Origin of the sequence: Pseudomonas sp. SWRI50, from assembly GCF_014269095.1 — a bacterium.
Taxonomy (GTDB): Bacteria; Pseudomonadota; Gammaproteobacteria; order Pseudomonadales; family Pseudomonadaceae; genus Aquipseudomonas; species Aquipseudomonas kermanshahensis.
In genome coordinates, this window is the sequence record NZ_JABWRW010000034.1 from 35,251 (window position 1) to 57,284 (window position 22,034).

Sequence of the window (22,034 nt, forward strand, 5' to 3'; positions counted from 1 at the left end):
CGGCATTCTTAAGTGAACAGGGGTGAGACTTTTGGCGTGGACGATTAAGCCGATCCCCTCACCGACCGCGCCGCCACTGCCTGCGTATGCCCACGCGATGTGACTATCCCCAGGAAGGAAATCACGATCGCCAGGCCCAGTGTCGAGCTCACTTCCACCCGGTGCTCAGGCGTATACATCATCACCGCCAGCGCCGCGGCGATGAAGATGATCACCGCCCAGGTCAGCCATGGGAACAGCCACATACGGAACTTCAGTTCGGCGTTCTCGCGCTCCAGACGGCGGCGCATGCGCAGCTGGGAGATGGCGATGACCATGTACACCAGCAGGGCGATGGCGCCCGAGCTGGCCAGCAGGAACTCGAACACACCTTTGGGCGCGAAGTAGTTGAGGATGGCGATGGCCGCGCCGATCAGGGTGCTGCCAAATACCGCCGAGCGCGGCACGCCGACCTTGGAGGTCTTGTTGAGGAAGGCCGGTGCGTCACCGCGCTTGGCCAGCGAATACATCATCCGCGAGGCAATGTAGATCGACGAGTTCATGCAGCTGGTAACAGCCACCAGCACCACCAGGTCGACCATGAAGGCGGCGTTGGGGATGTTCATGATCTCCAGCGCACGCTGGTAGGAGCCCACCACCGCCAATTGCGGATCGTTCCACGGCACCACCGAGATGATCACGAAGATCGACAGGATGTAGAAGGTGCTGATCCGCCAGATCACCGAGCGGGTGGCCTTGGCGATGTTGCGGGACGGGTCGCTGGACTCGGAGGCGGCGATGGTCACGGCCTCGGTACCGATGAAGCTGAACATCACGGTGATGAAGGCACCGATGACGGCAGACCAGCCCTTGGGCGCGAAACCGCCGTGCTCGGCGACCAACGTGCTCAAACCGCTGACTTCACGGTTTGGCAGCCAGCCCATCAAGGCCGCGAAGCCCAGGCCGATGAAGCCGAGGATGGCGGTGACCTTGAGAATCGCGAACCAGAACTCGAACTCGCCGTACTTGGCCACGCTGAACAGGTTGGTACCTGCCAACAGCAGCACCGAGGCCAGTGCGAAGATCCAGCTGTCCACTTGCGGGAACCAAGCGTTCAGTACATGCCCCGCCGCCAGTGCCTCGATGGGGATGACCAACACCCAGAACCACCAGTACAACCAGCCAATGGTGTAGCCAGCCCAGCGGCCAATGGCCTGGTCGGCGTAGGTGGAGAAGGACCCGGTATCAGGGTGCGCGACGGCCATTTCGCCGAGCATGCGCATGACCAGCACCACCAGGGTGCCGGCCACGAAGTAAGAAATTATGGTGGCTGGCCCGGCCGCGGCAATCGCGTGCCCGGAGCCTACGAATAGTCCTGCACCGATAATGCCCGCGATGGACAGCATCGTTACATGACGTGGCTTGAAACCTTGTGCAAGGTTGCCATCAGATCCCACGGTGTTCATTGATCTTGTTCTCTTTTTGCTGACACAAGGAAGGACGGGGGCAGGCGTAGGCGAACATTATCTCCTAGAGAGTCCATCGGAATGACACATCACTCACGCGCTGTTGTTGGCCTTTTGCACGCATTCAGAGCAACGCACCAGCAGAATTCGAGGTCCATTTAAGCCCCGTAAGGCGTAGGAAAATTACACGAGAACGTCCCGCAGGTGTGCGATCACGACAACGCTTTTCCATTCCCGCCAGATGTCGCGATTGGCATGTCCAAACGCGCCATCGGGCCGTCTGAAGCTATCGTTTTTCATTTGGGTGTGCATCGCCCTGCAACGCTTGCTGCATGGTCAGGGCTCTGATTCTTGCACTGTAGGAGCAGCCTTGTGCTGCGAAGAGGCCGGTGAACACAGCAGAGATTCACTGTGTGTTCACCGGCCTCTTCGCAGCACAAGGCTGCTCCTACAGAGAGGGTGTTGGGCGCTTGGGTAGCGCGCTAGAAAGGGCTCAGCGCACCAGGCAAGGGCGCTTGTTGTCGAACTGCCAGCCCGGTATCAGAAACTGCATCGCCACGCTGTCATCCCGCGCCCCGAGGCCCATGTTGCGGTAGCACTCATGCGCCTTGGCCAGCTGGTCTTCATCGATCTCCACACCCAACCCAGGCCGCGCCGGCACGTGCACATGGCCGTCGACGATACGCAGCGGCTCACGCGTCAGGCGCTGGCCGTCCTGCCAGATCCAGTGGGTGTCGATGGCGGTGATTTCACCCGGCGCGGCGGCAGCCACCTGGGTGAACATGGCCAGGGAGATGTCGAAGTGGTTGTTCGAGTGCGAGCCCCAGGTCAGCCCCCAGTCATTGCACATCTGCGCCACCCGCACCGAACCCTGCAAGGTCCAGAAGTGCGGGTCGGCCAGCGGGATGTCCACCGATTGCAGCTGGATCGCGTGGCCCATCTGGCGCCAGTCGGTGGCGATCATGTTGGTGGCGGTGGGCAGCCCCGTGGCACGACGGAATTCGGCCATCACCTCGCGGCCCGAGTAGCCGTTTTCGGCACCGCAGGGGTCTTCGGCATAGGCCAGCACGTCGTGCTTGTCACGGCACAAGGCGATGGCCTCTTTAAGCGACCAGGCGCCGTTCGGGTCGAGGGTGATGCGCGCATCGGGGAAGCGTTCGGCCAGGGCGGTCACTGCCTCCATCTCTTCCTCACCGCGCAGTACACCACCCTTGAGCTTGAAGTCACTGAAGCCATAGCGCTGCCTGGCGGCTTCGGCCAGGCGCACGACCGCGTCCGGGGTCAGGGCCTTCTCGTGGCGCAGGCGGAACCAGTCATCTTCCGCGTCTGCTTCGCTGCGGTAGGCCAAGTCGGTTTGCTGGCGGTCGCCGATGTAGAACAGGTAACCGAGCATCTTCACCGCCTCGCGCTGCTGCCCTTCGCCGAGCAGTGCGGCCATGGGCACGTTCAGGTGCTGGCCAAGCAGGTCGAGCAATGCAGATTCGATGGCTGTCACAGCGTGCACGGTGATGCGCAGGTCGAAGGTCTGCAGCCCGCGGCCGCCGGCATCGCGGTTGGCGAAGGCCTGGCGCATGGCGTTGAGCACGCGCTGGTAATGGCCGATGGGCTGGCCTACGACCAGGCTGCGGGCATCTTCCAAGGTCTGGCGAATCTTCTCGCCACCCGGCACCTCGCCCAGGCCGGTGTTGCCAGCGCTGTCGCGCAGCACTACCACGTTGCGGGTGAAGTACGGGCCATGGGCGCCACTGAGGTTGAGCAGCATGCTGTCGTGGCCAGCCACCGGGATCACGCGCAAATCGGTGACCACGGGGGTGGTGGTGTGAACGGCGGGAGTCGTCTGCATGTTCATGGTTTTATCTCGCAGTCATCAGTGGGTCTGGCCCAGGGCCGAAGGCGCCTTGAGCTCATCGGAAGGAGCGCCCTTTGGGCGAGTGCGTACGAAGAACACGGCGATGGCTGCCAGCACAGACGTCACCGCCAGGCCATACAAGCCGCCTTGGATCGAGCCGGTCTGCTGCTCGAGCAGGCCGAAGGTGGTGGGGGCCACGAAACCGCCGAGGTTGCCGACCGAGTTGATCAGGGCAATCACTGCCGCCGCGATGCGGGCGTCCAGGTAGCCCTGAGGGATCGGCCAGAACAGCGACGAGGCCGACTTGAAACCGATGGCGGCAAAACAGATGGCGACAAAGGCGAACACCGGCCCACCGGTGGTGGACATGAACATGCCGATGGCGGCGACCACCAGCGCAGCGGCTACCCAGGCCTGCTGGAACTTCCAGCGTGCCGAGCCGGACGCGAAGGCGTACATCGCCAGGATCGAGATCAGCCAGGGGATCGAGTTGAAGAAGCCAACCTGCAGGTCGCTGAGGTCGCCCATGCGCTTGATGATGCTCGGCAGCCAGAAGGTCGCGGCATAAATGGTCAGCTGGATGCAGAAGTAGATCAGGCAGAACAGCACGATCTGGCGGTCTTTGAGCAGGCTCCAGGCCGAGGTCTTGACGCTACCGACAGCCTCCCGCTCACGCTGCTCGCGGTCGATGGTGTGCACCAGCGCATCCTGCTCGGCCTGGCTCAGCCACTTGGCATCCTGCGGCTTGGAGTCGAGCCAGAAGAACACGAAGAAGCACAGCGTTACCGAGGCCATGCCCTCGATGAACAGCATCCACTGCCAGCCATGCAGGCCAAGGCCCTGGATTTGCATCAAGGCCCCGGCCAGCGGGCCGGAGATCAGCGACGCCAATGCCGAGCCGCTGAGAAAAATCGCAATCGCCTTGCCGCGCTCGGCGCCGGGCAGCCAACGGGTGAAGTAGTAGATCACCCCAGGGAAGAACCCGGCCTCGGCGACGCCCAACAAAAACCGCAGCACATAGAACTGGGTTTCGGTCTGGACAAAGGCCATGGCCGTGGCCACCAGCCCCCAGGTGAACATGATGCGGGTCAGCCACAGCCGAGCGCCGACACGCTGCAGGAGCATGTTCGAGGGCACTTCGAACAATGCGTAGCCAATGAAAAACAGCCCGGCGCCAAACCCATAGGCAGCAGCGCTGATGCCCAGGTCGCTTTCCAGGTGTCGGCGGACGAAGCCGATGTTGACGCGGTCGAGGTAGTTGACGATGAACATGATGACGAACAGCGGCAGGACGTGGCGCTTGACCTTGGCCACGGCACTGGCCAAAGCGTCGCCATCCTTCCCGGCAGACGGAGCGAGGGTGTCGTTCACTTGCGAATCTCCCACTAGTTGTTTTTATGCGGGTTGTCTGACATGACAGTGGGGTGGAGCATATGCCTCGCGCAGTTGTACGACAAGATCGATAAAGTCGACAAAAGTACAAAATACAAGCTGTAAAAATGAGTATTTGCCGCGAACGTTCAAAAACAACCGAGTACGATGCGGCCTTCTCGATCAGAAAAATCAGCGAAAAATATTTTGGTGTTTTAACTTGTCGTACAAGTTATCGATACCACGGAGCACACCATGGACTCAGCACACCCCCGCGTGCGCGGCCACAGCCGCGCTCACGACCTGGTCTCCAGCCTGACGCAGCAAATTTTGCTGGGCACCTTCAAGCCAGGCGACAAGCTGCCCTCGGAAAACACCCTGGTGCGTGAACATGGGGTCAGCCGCACCGTGGTGCGCGAAGCCTTGTCGAAGCTGCAGGCCTCAGGGCTGGTGGAGCCCCGCCACGGGATCGGTACCTTTGTGATAGAGCGCCAGCCCCAGGCGGGGCTGCGCGTTGGCGCCGAAAACGCCGCCAGCGTGCGCGACCTGCTGGAATTGCGCATCGGCCTGGAAGGCCAAGCCGCCGCCCTCGCCGCAGTGCGCCGCGACGACGGGCACGTGGCACGCATGCGCCAGGCGCTGGACGACTATCAAGACTTGGCGGCCGCTGGCGACAGCTGCATCGAGGCCGACCGGCGCTTTCACCTGCTGATCGCCGAGGCCACCGGCAACCTGTATTTCAGCGAAATGATGGCCCAGCTCGGCAGCGGCCTGATCCCCCGCAACCGCATGGCCCTGGCCGAACGCGCCGGCGCCAAGCTGGCAAGGCATGCGTACCTGGCCAACCTGGAGCATGAGGCGATACTCAATGCCATCCGCCGCCAGGACTCGGATGCGGCACGGGCGGCGATGTGCCTGCACCTGTCCAATAGCCGCGACAGATTACTGCCCGACTAGGGGCCGCGATGCGGCCCATTCGCGGGCAAGCCCGCTCCCACCCGAACCGTGTAGCACCCAAGGCTAGCACCGCACCCGTGTAGCACCGAAGGCTAGCGCCGCACCCGTGTAGCCTCCAAGGCTAGCGCCGCACCTGTGGGAGCTGGCTTGCCAGCGATGAGGCCGGACAAGGCAATCGGACTCACAGGTGCGATTACCAGGTCAGGCAGATCTTGCCGAAATGCCGATTGCTCTCCTGGTAGCGGAACGCGTCGACGATCTGCTCCAGTTCGAAGTGCTTGTCCACCACCGGCCGCAGGCCATTGGCATCGATCGCCCGCACCATCGCCTGCTGCTGTGCACGGCTGCCGACCAGCACGCCCTGCAGGCGGATTTGCCGCACCAGTGCCTGAACCAACGGCAACTGCCCCGCTACCCCGGTGAGAATGCCGATCAACGACACATGCCCGCCGATGCGCGTGGCAATCATCGACTGCTCCAGGGTCGCCGGCCCGCCCACTTCGATCACATGGTCGACCCCGCGGTTGTGGGTCAGCTCACGCACCTTCTCACCCCAGGCCGGGGTGCTTTTGTAGTTGATCAAGTGGTCGGCGCCGAGGGCCTTGAGGCGCTCGAGCTTGGCATCGCTGGACGAGGTCGCGATCACCGTGGCACCGGCCAGCTTGGCGAACTGCAAGGCGAAGATCGACACCCCGCCCGTGCCCTGCACCAGCACGGTATCGCCGGGCTTGAGGTGGTCATCGCTCATCAAGGCACGCCAGGCCGTCAGCCCTGCGGTGGTCAGCGTGGCTGCCTCGGCGTGGCTGTAGCCCTTGGGCGCGAGGGTGAAGGCCGTGGCGCGGGCAGTGACCTGTTCACGGGCGTAGCCGTCGAGGCCATCGCCGGGCACCCGGGCAAACCCTTCGACATTGGCCTGGCCGTCGAGCCAGTCTGGGAAGAAGGTACTGACAACGTTGTCGCCGACCTGGAACTCGCTGACACCCGGTCCCACTGCCGTGACTTCGCCGGCACCGTCGGCCATGGGGATACGCCGCTCGCTCGGCCCCCACATGCCGCTGACCACGGCGAAGTCGTGGTAGTTGAGGGAACTGGCGTGCAGACGCACAGTGATTTCGCCGGCCTGTGGCGCAGGCGCCTCGCAGGTGCCGACCTGGACGTTGTCGTAGCCGCCGCCAGGTTGGACGTAGATGGCCTTGCTGCTCATGGCTGGGTCTCCATTCAGGGAAAAACTGCGGTTCAGCATAGCCAGTGCAGGCTGCCTCCTCCCGTGTGGGAGCGGGTTTACCCGCGAAGAGGCCCGCACGGCCAACAAAAAATCAGCCAAGCATCGCGCGCAACGCTCGGCAATCCGCCGCATGCCAATCCACCAGATGCGGCCATGGGTTATCCGGCAAGTTGACCAATACGGTACGCGCCCCGGCCGCACGCCCACAATCCAGGTCAAACCGATAGTCACCCACCATCACCAGTTCGCTGGGCGCCACACCCCACGCCTCTGCAATCTTCAGCAGGCCGTCCGGGCTAGGCTTGGGTTCGGCCTCATCACGGCCAAGCACATGCTCCACCGGGAAGCAGTCAGCCAGGCCGATGGCCTCCAGGGTGACATGCGCCAACTCCCGGGCATTGCGGGTCAGGATCGCCAGCCGGCAGCCACGCCCGGCCAGTTCGCGCACCAGCTCCACCGCCCCCGTCGCGGCCGTCGAAGCCAGCGCCAGGTCGCGTTCATGCTCCAGCAGCCAGGCGTGCTTGGCCGCCGCTTGCGCCGCCGGCAAGGCCGCCAGGTGGGTCAGTATGTCGTCTTCAGGCGGTATCTCCAGCGCTTCGCGAATCGCCGCAAAGTCATGCACCGCCACGGTCAGGGTGCCGTCCATGTCGAACACCCAGTTACGTACCTCGCCCAGGCTCATGCCCAGTCCTTGCGATGGCGAATCAGGCCTTCCTGGCTCGACGACGCGACCAGTTGCCCGGCCTGGTTGAAGATGCTGCCACGGCAGAAGCCGCGGGCATTGCCGGCCCACGGGCTGTCGGTGGCGTACAGCAACCACTCGTCGGCGCGCAGGTTGCCATGGAACCACAGCGAATGATCGAGGCTGGCGATCTGCATGTCGCGCTGCCACACCGATTTGCCATGGGGCAGCAAGGCGGTGGTCAGCAGGCCGAAGTCCGAGGCGTAAGCCAGCAAGTACTTGTGCAGCGCAGGCACGTCCGGCAGGTTGCCGTCGGCACGGAACCAGGCGTACTTCACCGGGTCGCCGGGCTTGGGGTTGAACGGGTCACGCTCGGTCACCGGGCGGATCTCGATCGGCTTGGCGCACAGCACTTTGTCGCGGATGCGCTCTGGCAGGTGCTCGGCCATGGCACTGGCCAGTTCGACTTCGCTGGGCAGGTTTTCCGGGCCGACCACATCAGGCATCTGCGCCTGGTGCTCGAAGCCCTCTTCGTCGTACTGGAACGACGCGCTGCAAGTGAAGATGGTGTGGCCCTTCTGGATCGCCGTCACCCGCCGGGTGCTGAAGCTGCCGCCGTCACGCACGCGGTCCACCGAATAGACCACCGGCAAACTGGCGTCGCCAGGGCGCAGAAAGTAACCGTGCAGCGAATGCACATGGCGCGCATCTTCGACCGTCTGGCTCGCCGCCGACAATGACTGGCCCAGCACTTGCCCGCCGTACAACTGGCGGAAGCCCAGGTCCTGGCTGCGTCCACGGAACAGGTTCTCCTCGATGGACTCGAGGCTCAACAGGTCGACCAGGTCGTCCAACACATGACTCATCGGGGGTTCTCCTAGCAAGGCAACACGGCTCTACAGCGCTTTCATGAAGGCGAATGATACAGGGTTTGTCATTCGCACCGCGCATGCCCATCCATTCAGCCGCGCAGGGTCTGCTCCCAGCGTGCGCGGTCGATGCGGTACAGCACATGCGGGCGCAAGGGGTGGCCGGCAGGCAGGCGCGGGTGTTCGAAACTGCCGCTCGGGTCCTGCTGCATGCCGATGGCCTGCATCACTTTCTGCGAGGGCAAGTTGCTCTCACTAGTGAACGACACCACCTCGTCCAGGCGCAATTGGGCGAAGGCACAACGCAGGCAGGTCCAGGCCGCTTCACTGGCAAACCCCAAGCCCCAGTGGCGACGCGCCAGGCGCCAGCCGATTTCTACCGCGGGCGCAAAATCGGCATCGAAGCTGACGTTCAGCAGCCCGGTCATGCCGATGAAGGCGCCGCTGTCTTTGCGCTCCAGCGCCCACAGGCCAAACCCATGCTCATTGAAATGGCCACGGATTCGACCAATCAGCGCAGCCGCCTCCAAGCGCGTCAGGGGTGCCGGAAAATACTGCATCACGTGCGGGTCGGCGCACAGCGCGGCGAACTCGCGCAGGTCGTCGTCGTGCCATTGCCGCAGCACCAGCCGTGCGCTTTCCAGGTGAAGAATCGGGGTCATCGGGCGTGCTCCGGTTTTGCTGTCTTGCAGTTTACAGCGTAGGCGCGGGCGACGGTTTCACTCAAGCGGCGGCGCCTGAATGCAATTTTCACAACGCCTTCACCGCCACCCGACAGGCCGCTCACCAGAATGTCGCCAGCCACGACCACACCCGGCGCGGCCATGCCATCGGAGTCCCGCATGCTATCGAGCAATACCCTGGGCCACCCTGCCATCCACGCCCGGCGCAAGCGACGTTTATCACGCAAGGCCCTCGGTGCCGCTTTGGGCCTGTGCATGGTCGTGGCGGCGTTGACCACCTGGCTGGCAACGAGGACGCACATCGTGGACCTTGGCAACGAGCAACAGTTGAGTGACAGCGGCCTGCTGCAGGATTGGGCCGAAGGCGCAGTGATCGTGATGATCCGCCATGCCGAACGCTGCGACAGCGCACCCGGGCCCTGCCTGGACGACCCCACCGGCATCACCGTGGCCGGCACCCAGGCGGCCACCCGCGTCGGCCAGGGTTTGCACACGCTGGGCTTAAGCAATGCCGATGTGCTGAGCAGCCCTAAAGTGCGGACTCGCCAGACCGCGCACTTCATTCTGGGCCAGGCCGTGCCGAGCGCTGCCTGGCTGGAGAGCTGCGACAACCCGTTCGCCGATGAAGCCCTGGCGCGCAAACGCCCGGGTCACAACCTGGTGTTGGTGACCCACAATGGTTGCATCGATCACTTCCAGCGCCAGCAGCGTGTAGTCGGTGGGGAACGGGAAAGCGGCTATGCCAGTGCGCTGTTCGTGTCGGTCGACGGCAACGGCAAGGCGCGGATTCTCGGGCGCTTGAACGAGCCGGATTGGCAGCGGGTACTGGCCAGCATCGGCAAATGACACGCTAATGCCACAAGCCGGTTGCGCGGCGCGTCACAACTGGCAAGATCAGCACTGGCCCCGATTGCGAACCGACCATGCCGTTGCCGCTGATCTACCACGATGACTACAGCCCGGAATTCCCCGCCGAGCACCGCTTCCCGATGGACAAGTTTCGCTTGCTGCGCGACCACCTGGTCGACAGCGGCCTGACCCGTGACCAGGACCTGTTGCGCCCGCAAATCTGCCCCAACGACATCCTTGCCCTGGCCCACGACCGAAGCTACATCGAACGCTACATGAGCGGCGACCTGTCCCGCGAGGACCAGCGTCGCCTCGGCCTGCCCTGGAGCGAGGCGCTGGCCCGGCGCACCGTGCGCGCCGTGGGCGGTTCGCTGCTGAGCGCCGAGCTGGCCTTGCAGCACGGCATCGCCTGCCACTTGGCCGGCGGCACCCACCACGCCCATTACGACCACCCTGCAGGCTTTTGCATCTTCAACGACCTGGCCGTGATCAGCCGCTACCTGCTGGAAGCTGGGCGGGTGCACCGGGTGCTGATTTTCGACTGCGACGTGCACCAGGGCGACGGCACCGCGCGAATTCTGCACGACACCCCCGATGCAATTACCGTGTCTCTGCACTGTGAACAGAACTTCCCGGCCCGCAAGGCCCAGAGCGACTGGGACATCCCCCTGCCCCGTGGTATGGGCGACGCGGCCTACCTCAAGGTGGTGGAAGACGCCCTCAACTACCTGTTGCCGCTCTACCAGCCAGACCTGGTGCTGTACGACGCCGGCGTCGATGTGCACAAGGACGATGCCCTGGGCTACCTGCAGTTGACCGATGAGGGCCTGGCGGCACGCGACGAGTTGGTGATGCGCCAGTGCCTGGGCCGCGACATCCCGGTGGTGGGCGTGATCGGTGGCGGCTACAGCAAGGACCGCGTGGCCCTGGCACGGCGCCACGGCATCCTGCACCACAGTGCGGCGCGGGTCATGGGTTGTTCACAATGACTGTGGAACCGCCTGTGGATAAGCTGCTGGAAAGCGGCTGCAGCCCTTTAGCTACGCCACCTGTAGAGTATTGATCATTTTTTGACCAGTGCTTCCGCCTACCGGCCTGCGCTAGAATGCGCGCTCTTTTCCACAGCCTGCCGCCCCCATGCCCGATCTACACCACTGCACCCCTCCCCTTGTCGCCGTCATCGGTGGCGGCCCCGCCGGCCTGATGGCCGCCGAAGCGCTGGCCCAGGCGGGCTTGGCGGTCGAGGTGTTCGATGCCATGCCCTCGGTCGGCCGCAAGTTCCTGCTGGCAGGTGTCGGCGGCATGAACATCACCCATTCCGAGCCCTACCCGGCCTTTGTCGCGCGCTACGCCGAACGCCAGGGCGAGATTGACGCCCTGCTGCGCGGCTTCGATGCCGACGCGCTGCGCCAGTGGATTCACGGCCTGGGCATCGAAACCTTCGTCGGTACCTCGGGCCGGGTCTTCCCGCGCGACATGAAGGCCGCGCCCTTGCTGCGCGCCTGGCTCAAGCGCCTGCGCGACAGCGGTGTAGTTATCCACACCCGCCATCGCTGGGTGGGCTGGCATGACGATGGCAGCCTGCGGATCGCTTATCCACAGGGTGAACGCCAGGTACACGCGGCCGCCGTGGTGCTCGCACTGGGTGGGGGTAGCTGGGCGCGTCTGGGTTCGGACGGTGCGTGGCAGCCGCTGCTGGCTGAGCGGGCTGTGGATATCTCGCCCTTGCAGCCGAGCAACTGTGGGTTTGAGGTCGAAGGCTGGAGCACCTTGCTTAAAGACAAGTTTGCCGGCGCACCGCTGAAGAACATTGCCCTGAGCGTGCCCGGTAGCCTGCCGCGCAAAGGTGAGTTCATCCTCACTGCGCAAGGTGTCGAAGGCAGCCTGGTGTATGCCTGGTCGGCACCGGTGCGTGAGGCCATCAAGCGTGACGGCCGGGGTGTGCTGCTGCTCGACCTGCTGCCGGACAAGGCTGTGGATAACATCGCCCAGGCATTGGCCAAGCCACGCGGCTCGCGCTCCATGGCCAAGCACCTGCACAGCCAGTTGGGCATCGATGGAGTCAAGGCGGCGTTGTTACGGGAGCTGACCGATCAGGCCACGTTCGCCGATCCACAGGCGCTGGCGCGGGCCATCAAGGCGTTGCCGATCACCGTGGTGCGTACCCGGCCGCTGGATGAGGCCATCAGCAGTGCTGGCGGGGTGCGTTTCGAAGGGCTGAGCGAGGGGTTGATGCTCAAGGCATTGCCGGGGGTGTTCTGTGCCGGCGAGATGCTGGACTGGGAGGCGCCGACCGGGGGGTATTTGCTGACGGCATGTTTTGCCAGCGGGCTGCGCGCCGGGCGGGCGGCGGCGCAATGGGTAGCGGCGGGGGCGGCCTGATAGATCGCCGGGACCGCTTTGCGGTCCTTTCGCGACGCAAGGCCGCTCCTACAAAGGCAACGCGATCTCCTGTAGGAGCGGCCTTGTGTCGCGAAAGGGCCGCAACGCGGCCCCAAAATCTCAAGGCTTACGCTTACGCGACCCACCATTGAAGCTCGGCACCTTACGCACCGCTTTCACTGACGGCGCCGGGCTCGCGGCCTCGGCACTGTCCATCCAGCGCCCCAAACCACGCTTCGCGCTGTTCTCTTTCGGCTTTTTAGGCTTTTTCGGTTTCTTGATCACTTGGCCACTGGCATCGGTCATCGGCACGCGGTGCTCTGGGATAAAGTCCGGCTCTTCATGCCGCGGCAAGGTCTGGCGGATCAATGTCTCGATCGACGCCAGCATCTGCACTTCGTCGGCACACACCAGCGAAATCGCCTCCCCTTTGTTGCCGGCGCGGCCAGTGCGGCCAATGCGGTGCACATAGTCTTCAGCAACGATCGGTAGGTCGAGGTTGACCACCAGCGGCAGGTCGTCGATATCCAGCCCACGCGCGGCAACATCGGTCGCCACCAACACCTGGATTTCACGGGCCTTGAAGGTATCCAGCGCACGTTGGCGCGTGGCCTGCGGGCGATCGCCATGGATGCCGTCGGCGTTGATACCCTCGCTCAACAAGCGCTCCACCAACTGGTCGACACCGTTGCGGGTCTTGGCAAACACCAGCACCTGGCTCCAGCGCTGCTTGCGCAGCAAATGGCAGAACAGGTCGGCCTTGCGCTTTTTGTCCACAGGCACCAGCCACTGTTTGACCGTGTTGGCGGCGGCATTGCGGGGGCTCACTTCAATGCTCAGCGGGTCGTTCAGGGCCAGGCCGGCGAGGACCCGGATCTGGTCCGAGAAGGTCGCGGAAAACAGCAAGGTCTGGCGCTTGCGTGGCAGTGCGGCGTACACCGACTGCAGCTCTTCGGCAAAACCCAGGTCGAGCATGCGGTCGGCTTCATCGAGCACCAGGGTTTGCACCTGGTTGAACTTCACCGCGTTCTGCCGGAACAGGTCGAGCAAGCGGCCCGGGGTGGCGACCAGCAGGTCGACGCCACGGCGCAGGCGCATCATCTGTGGGTTGATGCTCACCCCGCCGTACACCGCATAGGTGCTCAGCGGCAGGTTCTCGGCATACTCGCGCACATTGTTGTGCACCTGCTCGGCCAGCTCGCGGGTCGGTACCAGCACCAGCGCGCGGATCGAGTTGCTGGCAACCTTCTCACCTTCCAGCGCCAGGCGCTGCAGCACCGGCAGGGCGAAGCCTGCGGTCTTGCCGGTGCCGGTCTGGGCCGCAGCCATCAGGTCGCGGCCGGCCAGCACGGCGGGGATGGCCTGGGCCTGGACCGGGGTCGGGGTGGTGTAGTCCAGCTGCTGCAGGGTACGCAGCAAGGGTTCGATCAGGCCGAGTTTGGCGAAATTCATGGCAATACCGTCAGGGGGTTCAGCGAAGGCGGCAAGTTTACCGCAACACCCCCGCCTACTTGCAGATTTCGCCCTTCAACGGTTGCGCAGGCGCGGGTGCCTTGCGCCACTGAGGCAGGCCGATCAGCACCACTGCGCCAATGATCACCGCCATGGCCACGCATTCTTCGGCGCCGATCTGTTCGCCGGCGAAGACGATCCCCAACAGCACCGCCACCGCCGGGTTGACGTAGGCATAGCTGGTAGCAGCCGCCGGGCGCACATGCTTGAGCAGGTACATGTAGGCACTGAACGCCAGGATCGAGCCGAAGAACACCAGGTAGGCCAGCGCGCCCCAACCGGCAGCGGTGGGCATCTGGGTCATGCGCTCGCCCGACAGCACACTGCCCAGCAGCAACACGGCACCGCCCACCAGCATTTCGGCGGCACTGGCCATCGGCCCCTGCGGCAGCGGCAAGCTTTTGCTCCACACCGAACCAAATGCCCACGAGGCCGCCGCGAACAGAATCAGTGCCGCGCCAATCGGGCTTGCCTGCAAGTTGGAGCCGAGGTTAAGCAGTGCGATACCGGCCAGCCCGAGGCCGATCCCCGCCCATTCGAGCCGCGAGTTGCGGTGCCCGAACAGCAGGCCGAAGACCAGGGTGAACAGCGGCACCGTCGCTACCGCCAAGGCCGCCACGCCGGACGCCACACCGGCGTGTTCGGCCACGGTCACGCCGCCGTTACCACAGCTGAGCAACAGAAAGCCGATTGCCCCTGCGGCCCGCCATTGCGGCCAGGTCGGCGCCGGCACACCGCGCCAGCGCAGAAAGCCATACAACAGGCCCCCGGCGATCAGAAAGCGCACGCCTGCCATGAGCATCGGTGGCCACGATTCGACGCCGATGCGAATGAACAGGTAGGTGGATCCCCAGACCAGGTACAGGGCCATGAAGGCACCGATGAGCAGGAGTGGGAAGCGGCGGGAGGCAGGCATGGCTAAGTACTCGAAATCCGTTTACGGGTGACTTAGTTTAGAAAGGTCACTGCGTAAACTTAAGTTACAAAACCGGAATAAATGAGCGACACACTTGGTGTGGGTGCGTTGAGGTTGTGTGCTGGCCCGGGTGTTTGGCTTGAGGTTTTTGGGGTGTTTGAGATCGAGCGCCGCCCGCGCGGCGCATCGCGAGCAACGCTCGCTCCTACGTTTGTTTCGGGCCAATTATTCCTGGGGCATATGCGCGCGACCGCCTTTGGCGCATGGCGCGATATCGCGTCGAACAAACAAGGCGGTCGCGCGCAGCTACCACAGGCGTGACTGGCCCGAAACAGACGTAGGAGCGAGCGTTGCTCGCGATGCGCCGCGCGGGCGGCGCTCGATCTCCCAGGCGCTAAAAACCTAACGCCATGCCCCTCTTCGCCCTGACGCCATCAACACCCCTCCACCTCGCGCCCCAACCCCGCGCTCAATGCCGCAACAACAACCGCCCCTCAATAGGCACATAACGGCTCGCAGCACGGATCAGTGACATCGCCGTAAGCCCAGGCACGCCATACACCACCGCTTCGGCACCATGGCGCTGGATAACCCGCTCCAGCAACAAATCGAAGTCGCCATCACCGGAGGCCAACACCACCTGGTCCACGCGGCTGGCGGCGTCGATCACATCCAGGGTAATGCCCACATCCCAGTCACCTTTGGCCGAGCCGTCACTGCGCTGGATGTACGGTTTAAGGCGTACCTCGAACCCGAGGTTGCGCAAGATCTGCTGGAACTGCTGTTGCTTGCTGTCACCGCGGTCGATGGCATAGGCCACGGCTTCGACAATCTGCCCTTCACGGCTGACCTCGGCCCACAACGCGGCGTAATTGAAGTGGCAGCCATGCGCCTGGCGCACGGTGTAGTAGAGGTTCTGCACGTCGGCGAACAACGCGATCTTTTTCACGGGAACCTCATGGTCTGATGGAATCCGGGGCTGCCGTGCAGCCCCAAATGCCAGCAGTATGCCAGACCCGTCAGACGTAGGAATCGTCGTCGGAGAAGAACCCGCCGTCACCACCGCCGTAATCGGTATCGGCGTAACCACCCTGGTCATTGCCCCAACCGCCGTTGTCGGCCACCTGCTGCTGCCCGCCCTGGTCGTTCCAGCCGCCGCTGTCGCTGGCCGGTGTCGGCTCTTCCTTGATCACTTCGACCACTTCCTCTGGCTGCGAGTTGTGGTTGAACAGGCTGCTGATCCCTTGGGCCAGCAACACCCCGCCGGCCACGCCGGCAGCGGTCTGCATCGCACCGCCGAGGAAGCTGCTGGCGCCCCCTCGCGCTGGCGCTGCGCCGAAGCCAGCTTGCTGCTGTTGCTGCGGTTGCTGCGGGCTGAAGCCCGGCGCCGACGGTTCACGCCAGCCACCCCCGCCAGCAACGGGCGCCGAGGGGCGCTGCGGTTGCACGGCCGGTGGCGTGTTACGCCCACCCGAACCAAAGAGGCTCGACAGAAAACCACCGCCACCGTTGCTGGTGGGGCTGCTGTTACCGGCGCGGCTGGCTTCGACCTGTGCCCGAGCTTGCTGGAGCTCCGCCTCCAGTTGCTTGTTCTGCTCATCAAGGCGCTTGATCGCGGCTTCTTGCACGAGGATCGCCTGGGCCATGTAGTAAGGCGCTGCCGGCTGCTGACGCACATGCGCTTCGATGCACGCCTGGGCCTGCGCGTCGCGCGGCTGGCTCGGGTCTTCCGCTTGCTTGATGCGGCCGAACAGGCTATCGATCAGGGTTTGTTCTTCAGTGTTCATGAAGCTACCTCATGGGGAAGCGGGACAACGGACAGCGTCAAAGATGGGGCGTTCAGGCACGGGATTCAATCACCTCGGCGGTGAAACTTTTTTCAGCAAGTGACAGCTACACGCCTGCTTTGGGCTAAAGTACACCCCTGCTTTTACTGCCATGCGATGTTGACCGATGAATCCGCTGAGCGTTCTGCGCGACTCCCTGTACTTCTTCCGCCGCCACCTGCCGAACATCCTCCCGCTGTGCCTGCCGCTGGTGGTGCTCGAAGCCTTAGTCACCCAGCTGCTGTACCGGCAAATGGGCGACCAGGCGTCGCCGGCCTACGGCATGCTGGTCAGCTTGCTGTTGTACCCGCTGTACAGCGCGGCGCTGATCCTTTACCTCGACACCCGCAGCAATGGCCAGGAGATCGCCAAGCGCGACCTGTTTGCCCGGGCCGTGCAACTGTGGCCGCAGCTGGCCCTGCTGATTCTCATCAGCTCTCTGCTGATCATGGCCGGCCTGGCGTTGTTCATCTTCCCGGGCGTGTGGATCATGATCAACCTGGTGTTCGCCGAGTACCTGCTGGTACTGCGGGGCCTGCCGGTGGTGCAGTCGATGCGCGAAAGTGCGCGGATGACCACCGGCAACTTCCTGCGCATCATGATTTGCGTGCTGGCGGTGCTGGCGCCGATCTGGCTGATCGACGGGCTGCTGCTGATGGCCTTCCCAGAGCCGTCCCCCGGCATGGAACTGGCCATGGACAGCCTCAGCGGCTTCTTGCAGCTGTTCAGCACCGTGGTGCTGTACCGCCTGTTCACGCTGCTGGAGTCTCCTGCCAGCAGCTGAGAACAGCGCCGTGAAAAGGTTCACGCTGCCCCCACCTGCCATGCCTGTCTACCGTGCGTGCTTCTTTAATTGAATTCGAGAAAGCACCATGGACGAAGACATCCAGGCGGGCTACGCCAGGTCATTTCGCGGCAAACTGTATGTACGGGCAGTCGGGCGCGATATTCCGTTGCGGTTAAGCCGCAGCACCGACAAGTTCAGCTGGGGCATCACCCCGGAAGATGACTGGCTGCAAGCTGGCGGACCAAAGGATTCGCCAGTCATGAGCTTCCATTTCGACTCCCGGACCGAAGATCGACTGCATTATCACATCAGCATTCCGGGTAACCCACGCACCAAAAAACTGGGCATTAGCCGCAATGGCTACCTGGGGTTTTACTGGAACGCCGAAGTGACAGATTTCTGGAAAATCGAACCGCTGCAACTGACCGATGAAGGCCTTGTTTGCTACCTGCGAGACCACAAGGGCCACAGGGTTGGCGCACTCCAAGATGATCCGCACTTCAGTGGCGACTGGATTGCCTTGCTCAATGTCGAGCAAGGCACGGTCGTGACCTTCCTGCTCAAACAGACGGCTTGAACGCAGTATCCATTAAACCCTCAGGTACCCCGTGGCTTGGCCCGCGCCGTGGCTTCGGCTACCAGCGGGTCATCCGGCCAATAGTGCTTGGGATACCGGCCCTTGAGGTCCTTCTTCACCTCGGCATAGGTCGTGCGCCAGAAGTTGGCCAGGTCCTGAGTCACTTGCACGGGCCGGCGTGCTGGCGATAGCAGGTGCAATTTGACCTGCTGTCGCCCTTGGGCGATGCGTGGCGTGTCTGCCAGGCCAAACAGCTCCTGCAGGCGCACGGCGAGGATGGGCGGGTTTTCACTGTAGTCCAGCCGTATGTGCGAGCCGGACGGCACGGCCAAGTTCGCCGGCGCCCATTCGTCGAGGCGCTGCGGCAAAGGCCATGGCAACAGGTTGCGCAGCATCGACGACAGGTCCAACGTGGCGAAATGGCTCAAGCGGGACACTTTGCCCAGGTAGGGTTGCAGCCAGCCTTCCAGGGTCGCCAGCAGGGCTTCGTCGCTTAAATCTGGCCACTCACTTTGCCCGGTCTTGTCCAGGTCCAGCTGACGTAACAACGCCACCCGCGCCTGCCACTGGCGCAATTCGGGTGTCCAGGTCAGCAGGTTCAAGCCTTTACGCCGTACCAGGCCGAGCAGGGCTCTGGCGCGGGCGTCGTCGTCCAGGCCAGGCAACGGCTCGCGGCTGAGCACCAGTTCGCCAACCTTGGTCTGGCGCTCGGCGCGCAGCACCTGCTCGCGGTCGTCCCAGTCGAGGATATCAATACGCTCGACCTGCTCGGCCAGCACGTCGTCCAGCAGTGCGGGGTCGAACTCGGCCGCCAGGTATATGCGTTCTTCCCGCTGGCCTTGGCGGCTACCCAGGTCGGCAATCACCAGCCAGGGGCATTTCATCAAGGCATCGACCTCGGCGAACAGGGCCGCGCGGCCATTGGCCAGGCGATACTCGGCACCGCCCTCGCGGCGCTGCTGGGCAACCCGGTCTGGGTAGGCCAGCGCCAACAGTGCGCCCAACCAGCGTGGATGATCAGGGTCGGCAACCCCGGCACCCGCCTTGCCACGCAGCAGCCCACGGTACTGGCGGGCCAGCTGCCGCGCACGCTGCACGCCGCCCTGCCCGCCTCGGGCTGTTTTGCTTTCACCGCTGATCAGCGCCAGCCGGCTGTGCAGGTCGGCGCCACCCCCGCGCTGGATATCACGCTCCCCCAACAAGGCCGCGACATCACAGGCCATGGCCGCCAAGCCCAGACCCTGCCCGCGCAGCAGCAAATGGGCGATACGTGGGTGGGCCGGCAGTTCGGCCATGGCCTGGCCGTGCTCGCTGAGGTTGTCGCGGCTGCCCGCCTTGAAGGCACTGAGCCGTGCCAGCAGGTCCTGGGCCTGGGAGAACGCCGCCGCGGGCGGTTGGTCCAGCCAGTGCAGTTGATCAGGGGTGACGCCCCACCGGGCCAGTTGCAAGGCCAGGCCGGCGAGGTCGGCCTGGAGGATTTCTGCGCTGCCATGCGCCGCCAACTGGTCATGCTGGGCCTCGGACCACAGCCGGTAGCACACCCCCGGCTCCAGGCGGCCAGCCCGGCCGGCGCGCTGGGTGGCGCTGGCGCGAGAGATACGCTGGGTGTCGAGCCGCGTCATGCCGCTGCCGGGGTCGAAGCGCGGCACCCGTGCCAAGCCGGCATCAACCACCACGCGCACGCCGTCGATGGTCAGGCTGGTTTCGGCGATGTTGGTGGCCAGCACCACTTTGCGCTTGCCGGCAGGGGCTGGGTCGATCGCCGCACGCTGGGCATTGAGGTCGAGCTCGCCGTGCAATGGGCAAAGCAGGATGTCGGAACGTTCGCCCAGCATGTCCTGAAGGCTCTGATGAACGCGGCGGATTTCGGCCTGGCCGGGCAGGAATACCAGCACGCTGCCGGCCTGGTCCGCCAGCGCATGGAGCACGCAATCGACGACCCGCGGCTCAATGAACTCGCCCGGCTGGAACGGCCGACCCCAGCGGATATCCACCGGGTACATGCGGCCTTCGCTGCTGACCACCGGCGCATCGCCGAGCAGCCGCGACAGCCGCTCGCCCTCCAGCGTCGCCGACATCAGCAAGATTTTCAGGGGCGGCTCGTCACGTAGCAGTTCACGCCCATTGAGGCTCAAGGCCAGGGCCAGGTCAGCGTCCAGGCTGCGTTCGTGGAACTCGTCGAAGATCAACAGCCCCACACCCTCCAGCGCAGGGTCTGCCTGCAAGCGGCGGGTGAGAATACCCTCGGTGACCACCTCGATACGGGTCTTCGGCCCGACCTTACTGTCCAGGCGAATACGATAGCCCACGGTCTCCCCGACCTTTTCACCCAGCTCGCTGGCCAGCCTTTCGGCCGCCGCGCGGGCGGCCAGGCGGCGTGGTTCGAGCATCACGATGGTTTGCCCAGCCAGCCACGGCGCGTCCAGCAATGCCAAGGGCACACGGGTGGTCTTGCCGGCGCCGGGCGGTGCTTCGAGCACGGCTTCGTCGCGGTTTTCCAGGGCCTGGCGCAAGGCGGGCAAAACAGTATCGATCGGTAATGAAATCATGGTGGTCCTCGAACAGTCGGGCGAGTATAACGGCGAACCCAGCCTGCTCTATCATGGTCTTAGCATCAGGTGCTGGCGCTTCGCTTGCCCTGCTGAATACCTTTTCGGAGATTTACATGCGTATCCCATCCCGTGTCATCGGCGGCGCCCTCATCGTCACCTTGCTGACCCAGCTGACGGCCTGCGGCACGCTGTTCTACCCAGACCGCCGCGGCCAGATCGACGGCAAGATCGACCCCGTGGTCGCCGCCATGGATGCCATCGGCATTCTCTTCTACGTGATCCCCGGGCTGATCGCCTTCGGCATCGACTTTGCCACCGGCGCCATCTACTACCCGGGTGGCCGCACAGCCCAGGTCGCCCCAGAGAAACTGCGCGAAGCGGTAAGCCCGGACGGCAAGGTCGACAACCTCAAGCTGCAGGCCATTCTTGAAAGCGAACTGGGCCAGCGCCTGCCGCTCAACGACCCACGGCTGATCCAGCACCGTGGCAGCGTTGAGCAACTGGCCGCCTACCAGTTGGTACCGGCTGCCTGACCCTGACAAGGACATCCCCCCGGCATGATCACCCCGGCTGAACACCAGCGTCTGCTACGCCTGGCCACCCGCGCGTCACTGGCGGTGGCTAGCATCCTGGTCGTGAGCAAGGCGCTGGCCTGGTGGCTGAGCGGCTCAGTGAGCCTGTTGGCCGGGTTGACCGATTCGGCACTGGACGCCGTCGCCTCGTTCCTCAACTTGCTCGCCGTGCATTACGCCCTGCGCCCCGCCGATGACGACCATCGGTTTGGCCACGGCAAGGCCGAGGCCTTGGCGGGCATGGCCCAGGCGCTGTTCATCGCAGTCAGCGCGGTGCTGATCGGGGTGCAGGCAGTCGAACGCCTGCAAACTCCACAACCCTTGGGTGACACGGGCGTCGGCATCGCGGTCATGCTGCTTTCACTGGCCCTGACCGTTGCCTTGCTGGCGTTGCAGCACAAGGTCATACGCCTGACCGGCTCCACTGCGGTGCGGGCAGACTCCCTGCACTACCGCTCAGACCTGCTGCTGAACGGCAGCATCTTGCTGGCGTTGCTGCTGACACAATTTGGCTGGTCGCAACTGGATGCCCTGTTCGGCTTGGGCATTGCCTTCTACATTCTCTGGAGTGCGCTGCAGATCGCGCGGGAGAGCACCGCCATCCTGATGGACAAGGAGCTGCCAGGCGATGTGGGCGAGGCGATGTCCGCCCTGGTACTGGCCATCCCTGGCGTGAAGGGGGTGCATGATTTGCGTACACGGGTCTCGGGCAACCAATGGTTCGTGCAGTTGCACCTGGAGTTGCCGGGCGAGCTGGCGCTGCATGAGGCGCACAGTCTGTGCGTGGCGGCATCGGAGGTGATTCGCCAGCGTTATCCACAGGCGGATGTGATGGTGCACGCCGACCCGGTGTAACCCTGTCCGGCCCTATCGCCGGCAAGCCGGCTTGTGTCTTGAGGGGGTATTAGAATCAGGAGTGAGAGCGGTGAATGGCAAGCTGACTGCCGGAGGTGCTGCGAGCACGAGTGGGAGCACACGCT

The 22,034-nt window shown here is 64.1% G+C and carries 20 protein-coding genes; 8 read left to right on the forward strand and 12 right to left on the reverse strand.

Features of this window, described 5'->3' with window-relative positions:
• Positions 1-44: 44 nt before the first annotated feature.
• The 3 genes from gabP to HU750_RS25040 form a co-directional block, all read right to left on the reverse strand.
• Entirely contained in the window at positions 45-1,445 is a 1,401-nt protein-coding gene (gabP, locus tag HU750_RS25030) for a GABA permease (protein ID WP_085272366.1), read from the reverse strand.
• 493 nt (positions 1,446-1,938) lie between these two features.
• Positions 1,939-3,294: a glucarate dehydratase gene (gene gudD / locus HU750_RS25035; RefSeq protein ID WP_186682984.1), complete on the reverse strand. Its 1,356-nt coding sequence runs from the start codon at positions 3,292-3,294 to the stop codon at positions 1,939-1,941.
• Between the two features lie 18 nt (positions 3,295-3,312).
• A complete protein-coding gene (locus HU750_RS25040) occupies positions 3,313-4,665 on the reverse strand; it encodes an MFS transporter (protein WP_186682986.1) in 1,353 nt (450 codons plus the stop codon).
• Positions 4,666-4,920: 255 nt separating this feature from the next.
• Between HU750_RS25040 and HU750_RS25045 the strand changes: the two genes are divergently transcribed.
• Complete coding sequence (locus HU750_RS25045) at positions 4,921-5,622, forward strand: FadR/GntR family transcriptional regulator (protein WP_186682988.1); 702 nt, start codon at positions 4,921-4,923, stop codon at positions 5,620-5,622.
• A 193-nt stretch (positions 5,623-5,815) separates the two neighbouring features.
• Here HU750_RS25045 and HU750_RS25050 read toward each other — a convergent pair whose 3' ends face one another.
• The 4 genes from HU750_RS25050 to HU750_RS25065 all read right to left on the reverse strand — a co-directional run bounded on the left by HU750_RS25050 (position 5,816) and on the right by HU750_RS25065 (position 9,060).
• Positions 5,816-6,826 (reverse strand): zinc-dependent alcohol dehydrogenase family protein, encoded by a 1,011-nt coding sequence (locus HU750_RS25050; RefSeq protein ID WP_085272362.1) that lies wholly within the window; start codon positions 6,824-6,826, stop codon positions 5,816-5,818.
• Between the two features lie 112 nt (positions 6,827-6,938).
• Positions 6,939-7,529: an HAD family hydrolase gene (locus HU750_RS25055; protein ID WP_027595073.1), complete on the reverse strand. Its 591-nt coding sequence runs from the start codon at positions 7,527-7,529 to the stop codon at positions 6,939-6,941.
• A complete protein-coding gene (tesB, locus tag HU750_RS25060; RefSeq protein ID WP_027595074.1) occupies positions 7,526-8,395 on the reverse strand; it encodes an acyl-CoA thioesterase II in 870 nt (289 codons plus the stop codon). The genes HU750_RS25055 and tesB overlap by 4 nt, the downstream gene beginning before the upstream one ends.
• Positions 8,396-8,490: 95 nt before the next feature.
• Positions 8,491-9,060: a GNAT family N-acetyltransferase gene (locus HU750_RS25065; protein WP_186682990.1), complete on the reverse strand. Its 570-nt coding sequence runs from the start codon at positions 9,058-9,060 to the stop codon at positions 8,491-8,493.
• 180 nt (positions 9,061-9,240) lie between these two features.
• Between HU750_RS25065 and pmrG the strand changes: the two genes are divergently transcribed.
• The 3 genes from pmrG to HU750_RS25080 all read left to right on the forward strand — a co-directional run bounded on the left by pmrG (position 9,241) and on the right by HU750_RS25080 (position 12,312).
• Positions 9,241-9,927 carry a lipopolysaccharide core heptose(II)-phosphate phosphatase PmrG gene (pmrG, locus tag HU750_RS25070; protein ID WP_186682992.1) on the forward strand — a complete coding sequence of 229 codons (687 nt, stop codon included), beginning with the start codon at positions 9,241-9,243 and terminating at the stop codon, positions 9,925-9,927.
• Between the two features lie 77 nt (positions 9,928-10,004).
• Positions 10,005-10,919 (forward strand): histone deacetylase family protein, encoded by a 915-nt coding sequence (locus tag HU750_RS25075; RefSeq protein WP_186682994.1) that lies wholly within the window; start codon positions 10,005-10,007, stop codon positions 10,917-10,919.
• Positions 10,920-11,067: 148 nt separating this feature from the next.
• Complete coding sequence (locus HU750_RS25080; RefSeq protein WP_186682997.1) at positions 11,068-12,312, forward strand: TIGR03862 family flavoprotein; 1,245 nt, start codon at positions 11,068-11,070, stop codon at positions 12,310-12,312.
• A gap of 120 nt (positions 12,313-12,432) precedes the next feature.
• On the opposite strand, the gene rhlE1 is transcribed toward HU750_RS25080, so the two are convergent.
• From rhlE1 to HU750_RS25100, 4 genes are all read right to left on the reverse strand, one after another.
• Positions 12,433-13,764, reverse strand: coding sequence for an RNA helicase RhlE1 (gene rhlE1 / locus HU750_RS25085; RefSeq protein WP_186682999.1), 1,332 nt, complete (start codon positions 13,762-13,764; stop codon positions 12,433-12,435).
• A 55-nt stretch (positions 13,765-13,819) separates the two neighbouring features.
• Positions 13,820-14,740: a drug/metabolite exporter YedA gene (gene yedA, locus HU750_RS25090; protein ID WP_085272357.1), complete on the reverse strand. Its 921-nt coding sequence runs from the start codon at positions 14,738-14,740 to the stop codon at positions 13,820-13,822.
• 469 nt (positions 14,741-15,209) lie between these two features.
• Entirely contained in the window at positions 15,210-15,689 is a 480-nt protein-coding gene (locus HU750_RS25095) for a LabA-like NYN domain-containing protein (RefSeq protein ID WP_027595082.1), read from the reverse strand.
• 70 nt (positions 15,690-15,759) lie between these two features.
• On the reverse strand, positions 15,760-16,527 hold the full coding sequence (locus HU750_RS25100) for a DUF2076 domain-containing protein (protein WP_085272356.1): 768 nt from the start codon (positions 16,525-16,527) through the stop codon (positions 15,760-15,762).
• Between the two features lie 166 nt (positions 16,528-16,693).
• Here HU750_RS25100 and HU750_RS25105 point away from each other — a divergent pair, with 166 nt between their 5' ends.
• Both HU750_RS25105 and HU750_RS25110 read left to right on the forward strand, forming a co-directional pair.
• A complete protein-coding gene (locus tag HU750_RS25105) occupies positions 16,694-17,350 on the forward strand; it encodes a YciC family protein (RefSeq protein ID WP_186683001.1) in 657 nt (218 codons plus the stop codon).
• A gap of 88 nt (positions 17,351-17,438) precedes the next feature.
• Entirely contained in the window at positions 17,439-17,930 is a 492-nt protein-coding gene (locus tag HU750_RS25110; RefSeq protein WP_186683003.1) for a hypothetical protein, read from the forward strand.
• Between the two features lie 20 nt (positions 17,931-17,950).
• On the opposite strand, the gene hrpB is transcribed toward HU750_RS25110, so the two are convergent.
• Positions 17,951-20,479 carry an ATP-dependent helicase HrpB gene (gene hrpB, locus HU750_RS25115; protein ID WP_186683005.1) on the reverse strand — a complete coding sequence of 843 codons (2,529 nt, stop codon included), beginning with the start codon at positions 20,477-20,479 and terminating at the stop codon, positions 17,951-17,953.
• A gap of 116 nt (positions 20,480-20,595) precedes the next feature.
• On the opposite strand from hrpB, the gene pmcY reads away from it, so the two are divergent.
• Both pmcY and HU750_RS25125 read left to right on the forward strand, forming a co-directional pair.
• Positions 20,596-21,015 (forward strand): periplasmic Zn2+ metallochaperone PmcY, encoded by a 420-nt coding sequence (gene pmcY, locus HU750_RS25120; protein WP_027592641.1) that lies wholly within the window; start codon positions 20,596-20,598, stop codon positions 21,013-21,015.
• A 24-nt stretch (positions 21,016-21,039) separates the two neighbouring features.
• Positions 21,040-21,909: a cation diffusion facilitator family transporter gene (locus tag HU750_RS25125; protein WP_085272351.1), complete on the forward strand. Its 870-nt coding sequence runs from the start codon at positions 21,040-21,042 to the stop codon at positions 21,907-21,909.
• The last annotated feature ends 125 nt before the right edge of the window (positions 21,910-22,034 follow it).

Bases quoted from the DNA above. Each gene is read 5' to 3' on its own strand.
- gabP (WP_085272366.1), bottom strand. From the start codon at position 1,445: ATGAACACCGTGGGATCTGATGGCAACCTTGCACAAGGTTTCAAGCCA.
- gudD (WP_186682984.1), bottom strand. From the start codon at position 3,294: ATGAACATGCAGACGACTCCCGCCGTTCACACCACCACCCCCGTGGTC.
- HU750_RS25045 (WP_186682988.1), top strand. From the start codon at position 4,921: ATGGACTCAGCACACCCCCGCGTGCGCGGCCACAGCCGCGCTCACGAC.
- HU750_RS25050 (WP_085272362.1), bottom strand. From the start codon at position 6,826: ATGAGCAGCAAGGCCATCTACGTCCAACCTGGCGGCGGCTACGACAAC.
- HU750_RS25055 (WP_027595073.1), bottom strand. From the start codon at position 7,529: ATGAGCCTGGGCGAGGTACGTAACTGGGTGTTCGACATGGACGGCACC.
- tesB (WP_027595074.1), bottom strand. From the start codon at position 8,395: ATGAGTCATGTGTTGGACGACCTGGTCGACCTGTTGAGCCTCGAGTCC.
- HU750_RS25065 (WP_186682990.1), bottom strand. From the start codon at position 9,060: ATGACCCCGATTCTTCACCTGGAAAGCGCACGGCTGGTGCTGCGGCAA.
- pmrG (WP_186682992.1), top strand. From the start codon at position 9,241: ATGCTATCGAGCAATACCCTGGGCCACCCTGCCATCCACGCCCGGCGC.
- HU750_RS25075 (WP_186682994.1), top strand. From the start codon at position 10,005: ATGCCGTTGCCGCTGATCTACCACGATGACTACAGCCCGGAATTCCCC.
- HU750_RS25080 (WP_186682997.1), top strand. From the start codon at position 11,068: ATGCCCGATCTACACCACTGCACCCCTCCCCTTGTCGCCGTCATCGGT.
- rhlE1 (WP_186682999.1), bottom strand. From the start codon at position 13,764: ATGAATTTCGCCAAACTCGGCCTGATCGAACCCTTGCTGCGTACCCTG.
- yedA (WP_085272357.1), bottom strand. From the start codon at position 14,740: ATGCCTGCCTCCCGCCGCTTCCCACTCCTGCTCATCGGTGCCTTCATG.
- HU750_RS25100 (WP_085272356.1), bottom strand. From the start codon at position 16,527: ATGAACACTGAAGAACAAACCCTGATCGATAGCCTGTTCGGCCGCATC.
- HU750_RS25105 (WP_186683001.1), top strand. From the start codon at position 16,694: ATGAATCCGCTGAGCGTTCTGCGCGACTCCCTGTACTTCTTCCGCCGC.
- HU750_RS25110 (WP_186683003.1), top strand. From the start codon at position 17,439: ATGGACGAAGACATCCAGGCGGGCTACGCCAGGTCATTTCGCGGCAAA.
- hrpB (WP_186683005.1), bottom strand. From the start codon at position 20,479: ATGATTTCATTACCGATCGATACTGTTTTGCCCGCCTTGCGCCAGGCC.
- pmcY (WP_027592641.1), top strand. From the start codon at position 20,596: ATGCGTATCCCATCCCGTGTCATCGGCGGCGCCCTCATCGTCACCTTG.
- HU750_RS25125 (WP_085272351.1), top strand. From the start codon at position 21,040: ATGATCACCCCGGCTGAACACCAGCGTCTGCTACGCCTGGCCACCCGC.